The following is a 5,478-nucleotide window of genomic DNA, read 5'->3' on the forward strand; positions in this document are numbered from 1 at the left end:
GATTATATTTGGATATTTTTACTAAATGAATATTAGCATGAATGTTATAGGAAAAATAAAAAATTTCTGTTTGATTTTTAAATTCATAAATTTAAATCCCTGAAGTGTTGTTTGATTATGGAAGCAATCTCAAGCAGAGAGAAACACTACGGTTGAGTTTATGATGGCTACGGATTTCGAAGCCGCCCGTATCCGCGTGGGAAAACGTTGTAAACAAATATATTAATTATTTGGTCGTCCATTGCCAATAGCACAAACACGCTGTTAGTGACTGCTGGTTTGTCCTACTTTAATTTTATCTCTTATATTTTTTAATGTCGGCCACCAAGTCATTAGCATCTCCCCAATAAGCAATGGCACGAATGAGAAAAAGTATTCATTTACAGTGCGGTCAAATGTCGGGTCGTCAATTTGTCCAAATAAAAAGTCCAAAGGAAAGATTCCTCCGATCCTAACCGCAACAAATGAGAAAACACAGATGTAACTCCTTACCATAAATTGTCGGTGTGATTCCAAATTCTTGTTCTTTATCGACCACCAAGCAAAAAATGTTGTAGCTAAAACCAAAACTGCAAGAATGAATAAAGAAACTCTGCAAGGTGCACACGAACTTATTATTGAAAGTCGAAGTGCAGATAGGCCTGCAATAAAGGCTCCAATAATGTATATTTTGCCCGAAAGCCGATGGAAAGTCAGATATTTATATCTCAACCACTTTGAAAATTGAATTGGTCCGAAGAATAAAGCCAACGTCCCCCCAACCAAATGTAGTCCAACCCAAAATGGATTATTTGAAAAGCTCTTACTCTTATATCCCGTCAGGTAGACCGCTACGTTGTCAAGGAAGAAGTAAAATGAGAGTCCGACAATTATTGTCCATAAAATAATTATGAAAAGTCGTTCGATTTTTTTCATACCAATTTTTTATCGTTAGGTTAGTCCCCCGCTTGCCACTGACAGGCAAGAATATAGCGCGTTTTAATCCGCTATAAACATTGTTGGCAGTATTTACTTTTTAAATGTTTGAATAAATTTTGCGACATAAGCTCCAACAAATGCCATTGGGAAAGATTGAAACCCACCAAATATTACTTCAAATGGGGCAAGGTTATGTGATGTTGAATCCCAAAATGTTATGTCAAAAATTATTCGAATGATTAAAGATAGAATAACTCCAAGCATAATAAATAGCCCAACTTTCCAAGGCTTTTGCCGAAATGACAAAGTTGAAAACAAAGCTCCAATTAAAGCTCCAGACCCTACAAAAAGCCACAAATTAATTTCTAAAAAATTCATTTCACTATAAGGAATTCGCCAATATGATATTGCACCAACCAGTATGCCCACAAGAGTTATCCAAATATTTGCTTTATTTCTCATTGTTTAGTTTTATTTTGACTAACGGCACTAAAAACCCTTAAAATTCAGCTGTTTTGAGGTATAAGTCGTCTTCGGTAATTCCGAATTTATCGATTTGTTTTTTGATTCGCTTAACTAATCCCAACTTTCTTTTTTGATCCAGGAACAGATATCCTTCCGGGTTGATGTAGGGTGTTCCTTTTACCACCATGCTCCAGATGATTACAGCCAACTTCCGTGCTGTGGCTCCATGATATTGGGTACTATGCCTTCCGGAAAAAAATCAGTGTAGGAGGGGGAGAGCCTACTTCAACCTTATCGGCTCAAAAACCAAAGTAGTTCCATCCAATTTGGTGATGCTGATCGAATTTGGTTTGGAGGTAAAGGACCACCTCATAAAATCACAGGCATCCACAAAATCCTCCGCCCTGCGGCCGTTGACCGAAAGGATTTCCTCTCCGATACTGAGCATGATGTCTTCAGGGACGGCCCCGATGGACTTGCTCATGACAACGATTTTACCCTCTTGGTAGTGCACGCCTACCTGGATCGGATCTTTGAACTTTATCTCATCCCTCATCCGGAGAAAGTACTTCGATTCAGCATTGTTGATGACCAACGTACTGCCCAAAGTCTTGAAAAAACCAATCCCCAATTTTGCTCCGGTGCTTGGCTCAAAGCTGACGGGAACACGCCTAAAGTGGTTTTCGCCGATCTGCAGGCTGTCCACCAAAATGGTTTTTGTACTGTCAGTCTGTATGCTCAAAGCACCCATGGAACTGCTGATATTGGGATTGCTGAGGCCAAGGCTGTCTTTCAGGAAAAGAAAATCCTGAATGGAAGGATTGTTGGCCGGAAAACTGAAAACCTGTGTGTAGCCGGTGTCGATGAGGACATTCCTGAATTCCTGTCCGGCAAACTTTACCGTCACAAAAGGCCGCTTATTGAAAAAATAAACCGGAATAACTGTCCAATCCTGTTGGACAGGGAAGGGGCTTTTTGAAATTCGGATGCGCATATTTTCAAAATCTATTTCCCAGTTGAGCTGTGAAATGATGTCAGATCCAAGCAGGTAATAATCCATGCAGTAGAGGTAAGCCATGTCGTTGACGAGGCTTCGTACTTTGGGAAAGGTAAACCCTCCAATGCTGATTTCTTTTGTCAGTCCTGTGGGGACTTTGGCAATCTGCTTGTTGGAATCCCGCATTTTGATTTTTTTTCCTTTGACTTTAAGTCTTGCTGCTGGCTCTGCCTTAGAATTTGCCAATCCCATCGCTGCACCTGTATCAAAGGCAAAGTCCGTATCCACCCCATCCATTTGACCTTTGAATACAACCAAACCTGCATCGATATGGAAGGGGAATGTTTGGATGGAGTCATATGCATGTACCGCTTGGGAAGCTTCGGCATTCCAAAAAATAAAAACCAAAAGGGTCAAAATCAGACTATATTTCATAGTTACAAAATAGGTTTTTTTTAAAAAAACCGGAAGTAAGAATGGGATTTTGTTCATGGGGTTTTTGTCATTCAAGTGCCTGATTGTCTTCCCCGGCTATTTCTTTTTTTCCCAAAAAGGCAAAGAATAGTTCACCTTTTTCACACTTTCTATCCTGAACAACAACATCGGCAAGGTCACTCCCAAAGAGAGGGCAAGGACAATAAAAAAAGTCATCACTGCGTCATAGGCGGTTTTGGTAAGGACTTCAGCCTCAGTATGGCTGACAAAAGATATCAATCCCAAAATGGACCTGTAGGCGTATGATCCAGGAATAAGCGGTATGACTGAGGGAATACTGATCACTATGGGAGGAACATGCCTCCAGTGTGAAACAGGGATACTTGCAAAACCCACCCCGGCAGCTCCTGCAGCAGAAGCCAAAATTATCCCTCCCCCGACATCAGGAAGCAAAACGGTGAATTTCAGAAAAGCTGCCATGGCTCCGCATAAAAAAACAGCAAACAATGACCGTTTCGGAGAATTAAAAAGAATGGCAAACCCGAACGCGGCACAAGCACACCAAAAAGTCTTGAAAACAATATCTATCCAATCGGTCATCATAACACATTGAAGATATATAGGACAGTGGACAAGCCTGCCCCGATGGAGAAAGCATGCATCAATGCATTGATGCCCCGGTCTACACCATTGATGATATGGCCATCCATGAGGTCAATAAAGGAATTAATCAAAAGTACCCCCGGAATGAGAAATAATATGCTTGTAGCGAAGGCATGCTCAAGATTGGCTTCTACACCAATTTTCCAACAGACAGCGATGACGGCAGCGGACAACATAGCACTGCCATAGGTAATCATGAAGGGATTGAATTTTTTGAGAACCAGTTCCTGCTTAAAGAAAAGACCCAAATAAGTTGCCACAAAAGTAATGGCCATTTCAAACAGGTTCCCACCGAAAGTAAAACAGAATGCAGATCCTGCAATCCCGGTGAAAAAAAGAATAATAAACCGGTTATATGGAGGTATTGCCAAAGCTTCGCTGATGGTTTTTGAGACATCTTCAAGGCTGATCTCTTTTTCCACCACATCCCAACTCAATTTACTGATAGCGGTAATCACTTTGAAATTGGCTCCGGGAAGGGTCGAGATGCTACGGGAACCCGAAAAAATGTTTTGACGACTTTCCTGATGCAGTGAAATAGAGATGTTTCTTGTACTAAGGTCCACATTGGCTTCGTATCCATACGCATTTGCAAATCTTGAGATGTTGGTGATGACCTTACTGCTCCCTGCACCGGATTTTATCAGGGCCACCCCGGCACTAAGTAACAGATTTCCCAATTTAGCAGATTCTCCAAAGTCAATTTTGCTCATATAAATCCTGTATCCTGTTTTTAAAAATCAGATTTACTTTAGTTTTCAGGTGCAAATTAATCTTTAATAGGGAAAGATTTTGAAAAAAAGTCCTCTTCAATTACAATCAGACTTAGATTTTTTGTTTGGGCTGTAAGTCCTGTCTGAGCTTTTAGAGTCAATAATTTCATCAATAGTAATTAAACTCAAACTTCGGAAAAACCCAAAATGAGCATGTTATAGCTCGCTTCTAAGCTTGGGTGGTTTTTAATTCAAATACAAAATTGGAAGACATATTCCCACTTCCAAAAATATGAGTTAAGGAATTGATTTTATTGCAAAAAGCAATTCCATTGTTTTTTTATTAATAACCTGGCTAGAATTCAATGATTTTATCAATTATGAATTGCCTGGAGGATTCGCCGTTTTTCATTTTGTACTGGACTTGTCGGGTACCTCCGGTTGGATTACTGTTGGAGTCTCCTTCATTGTAAATAGGAAACCTTCTTACCAAAGTTGTCTCCACGATGGTGAATTCGTCATGTCCCATATACCCTTTAGAAGCTTCCTTATCTTCTGAAATTTCAGGAAAATAGATTTGACTTACCGATTTGCCGTTGTTTACCGAATATCCTATAACATTCCCGTAGCTGCCACTTCCTGCGGAAATTGAATAAATCAGGATTTCAGGAAAACCATCAGAATTCAGGTCTTCAATTTCGGCATTGACCACCTGTCCTTCCACTTCAAGAATAATTTTTTGATTATCGATTTCTAAACCTTCGGGCTGAATGGAAAGCTGAATTATGGAGCCTTCTCCACGGGCTTCAATATCAAAAGTTATGTCCTGTAATGACAAAGATTTTTGAAAAACCAACTTTGGTTCAGCCTCCGTGAAAGTTTCTGCTTCGGGAATAATTTCAGTTTCGCTAATTTCTGTTTTCTCTTGTTTGCAGGCATTGAAATGGATAATAACAAAAGCTGAAATTAAAATTGTTTTAAAGTACCTCATATTTGATTACGTTATACACGTTTGATGATTTAATTAATATGGTTTTACGGAATCCTGCCACTAGCCAAATTTAATTGTGACAACCAGTGACACTAAGTTGTTGGGTTCAATATAAGTACCTTATTTGGTTAGAACAAAAGGTTCTGACTATGAATATTTTAAAATTTACTGAGCGTTTCCCGGATGAATCATCCTGTATTGATTTTTTTAAGGAAAAAAGGATCAACGAAGGAGTAATCTGTAAGAAATGTAAATGTTCTGATCATTATTGGCTTCACTCAAAGTTAATGTTTCAA

The 5,478-nt window shown here is 39.4% G+C and carries 6 protein-coding genes and 1 pseudogene; 1 reads left to right on the forward strand and 6 read right to left on the reverse strand.

The window, feature by feature from the left end:
• Positions 1-264: 264 nt before the first annotated feature.
• The 6 genes from ACZFYI_RS14925 to ACZFYI_RS14950 all read right to left on the reverse strand — a co-directional run bounded on the left by ACZFYI_RS14925 (position 265) and on the right by ACZFYI_RS14950 (position 5,182).
• Entirely contained in the window at positions 265-915 is a 651-nt protein-coding gene (locus tag ACZFYI_RS14925; protein WP_462524926.1) for a DUF2306 domain-containing protein, read from the reverse strand.
• A 93-nt stretch (positions 916-1,008) separates the two neighbouring features.
• Positions 1,009-1,380 (reverse strand): hypothetical protein, encoded by a 372-nt coding sequence (locus tag ACZFYI_RS14930; protein WP_462524927.1) that lies wholly within the window; start codon positions 1,378-1,380, stop codon positions 1,009-1,011.
• Positions 1,381-1,663: 283 nt separating this feature from the next.
• Positions 1,664-2,872 (reverse strand): aspartyl protease family protein, encoded by a 1,209-nt coding sequence (locus tag ACZFYI_RS14935; RefSeq protein WP_462524928.1) that lies wholly within the window; start codon positions 2,870-2,872, stop codon positions 1,664-1,666.
• 39 nt (positions 2,873-2,911) lie between these two features.
• Positions 2,912-3,418 carry a threonine/serine exporter family protein gene (locus ACZFYI_RS14940; RefSeq protein WP_462524929.1) on the reverse strand — a complete coding sequence of 169 codons (507 nt, stop codon included), beginning with the start codon at positions 3,416-3,418 and terminating at the stop codon, positions 2,912-2,914.
• Complete coding sequence (locus ACZFYI_RS14945) at positions 3,415-4,191, reverse strand: threonine/serine exporter family protein (RefSeq protein ID WP_462524930.1); 777 nt, start codon at positions 4,189-4,191, stop codon at positions 3,415-3,417. Before ACZFYI_RS14945 ends, ACZFYI_RS14940 begins: the two co-directional genes overlap by 4 nt.
• Positions 4,192-4,546: 355 nt before the next feature.
• A complete protein-coding gene (locus tag ACZFYI_RS14950) occupies positions 4,547-5,182 on the reverse strand; it encodes a PliI family lysozyme inhibitor of I-type lysozyme (RefSeq protein WP_462524931.1) in 636 nt (211 codons plus the stop codon).
• Between the two features lie 149 nt (positions 5,183-5,331).
• Here ACZFYI_RS14950 and ACZFYI_RS14955 point away from each other — a divergent pair.
• Positions 5,332-5,478 (forward strand): annotated as a pseudogene (locus ACZFYI_RS14955) (IS1595 family transposase); the annotation flags it as partial.

This window comes from Aquiflexum sp., from assembly GCF_977115555.1.